The organism is Mesorhizobium sp. M7D.F.Ca.US.004.03.1.1 (assembly GCF_003998635.1).
Classification (GTDB): Bacteria; Pseudomonadota; Alphaproteobacteria; order Rhizobiales; family Rhizobiaceae; genus Mesorhizobium; species Mesorhizobium loti.
Genome location: NZ_RZQG01001195.1, coordinates 1 through 1526 on the forward strand (window position 1 = coordinate 1; position 1526 = coordinate 1526).

3 protein-coding genes are annotated in these 1526 nt (G+C 64.9%); all 3 read left to right on the forward strand.

The annotated features are described in order from the left end of the window. Positions 1 to 55 precede the first annotated feature (55 nt). Positions 56 to 517 carry a phosphonate C-P lyase system protein PhnG gene (gene phnG, locus EN935_RS35460; protein WP_127263220.1) on the forward strand — a complete coding sequence of 154 codons (462 nt, stop codon included), beginning with the start codon at positions 56 to 58 and terminating at the stop codon, positions 515 to 517. Continuing rightward, complete coding sequence (phnH, locus tag EN935_RS35465) at positions 517 to 1128, forward strand: phosphonate C-P lyase system protein PhnH (RefSeq protein WP_127263210.1); 612 nt, start codon at positions 517 to 519, stop codon at positions 1126 to 1128. The genes phnG and phnH overlap by 1 nt, the downstream gene beginning before the upstream one ends. 1 nt (position 1129) lies before the next feature. Further along, on the forward strand, positions 1130 to 1526 hold a 397-nt coding region (locus EN935_RS35470; RefSeq protein ID WP_164771658.1), incomplete at its 3' end, for a carbon-phosphorus lyase complex subunit PhnI.

The following is a 1526-nucleotide window of genomic DNA, read 5'->3' on the forward strand; positions in this document are numbered from 1 at the left end:
AATTTGTATAGTTGTCTATATCAATAGACAAATTTAGGAAAGAGGAATGTTGCTGATGCGAGGACAGGAAGCCCGCGACCAGGCCGAGCGCAAGGCCGCCATGGCAACGCTGGCGCAATCCAGCGGCGATGACATCGTGCGGCTCTGGAACGAGGCCGGACTGCCTTCGGACGCTGAACTGCTGCGCGGCCCCGAGACCGGCCTGGTCACCCTGCGCGGCCGCATCGGCGGCGGCGGCGCGCCCTTCAATGTCGGTGAGGCGACCGTCACCCGCGCCACGGTCCGGCTGCCGTCCGGACAGGTCGGCCATTGCTATGCGCTTGGCCGCGACAAGCAAAAGGCAAGGCTGGCGGCCATCGCCGACGCGCTGTGGCAGGACCCTGCCCGCCGCAATGAGATCGAGACCAATCTGATAGCGCCTCTGCGGTCGGCTCTGACCACGGCGCATGAACGCCGCCGCGCCGAGACGGCGGCAACGAAGGTGGATTTCTTCACCATGGTTCGCGGAGAAGACTGATGGACATTGCAGCGCAATCGATCGAAGGCGGTTTCGCCGATCCGGTCTTCAATGCCCAGACCGTGTTCCGAGCGGTCATGGACGCGATGGCACGGCCGGGCAGTGTACAGCCGCTGCCGGCCTTCGCTCGCCCGCCGGCGCCACTCTCGGCAAGCGCCGGCGCCATAGCGCTGGCGCTTTGCGACAACGACACGCCGCTGTGGCTCGACCCGACTTTGCAGGCCTCCGCCGCCATCAAATCCTGGCTTGGTTTCCACACCGGCGCGCCATTGGCCAACACGCCGGCCGATGCGCATTTCGCGTTGATCGCCACGCCAGCCGAGATGATGTCGCTGGACGGCTTTTCGCAGGGCACGCAGGACTATCCCGACCGTTCGACCACGCTGATCCTGCACGTCAGCGATCTCGTCTCCGGCACGCCGCTGTTGCTCGAAGGTCCCGGCATCGAAACCAGCGCCACGATCGCGCCGGCGCAGATGCCACGCCATTTCGTCGAGCAGTGGAAGCAGAATATCAAGCGTTTTCCGCGCGGCGTCGACATCATCCTCGCCACCGCTGATGGCATTGCTTGCTTGCCGCGCACGACGCGCATCAAGACGATGGAGGTGTAAGATGTATGTTGCGGTAAAAGGTGGCGAAGCGGCCATTGCCAATGCCCACAGCCTGCTGGCCGATCGCCGGCGCGGCGACCGTTCGGTGCCGGCCCTTCGTCTCGACCAGATCGTCGAGCAACTGGCGCTCGGCGTCGACCGGGTGATGAGCGAGGGCTCGCTCTACGATCGTGAACTGGCCGCATTGGCAATCGTCCAGGCACGCGGCGACATGATCGAAGCGATCTTCCTGGTCCGCGCCTACCGCACAACGCTGCCGCGCTTCGGCTACTCCAAGCCCATCGACACCGCCAACATGCTGGTCGAGCGGCGCGTGTCGGCGACCTACAAGGACCTGCCCGGCGGCCAGTTGCTCGGGCCCACTTTCGACTACACGCACAGGCTGCTCGATCCCGAGC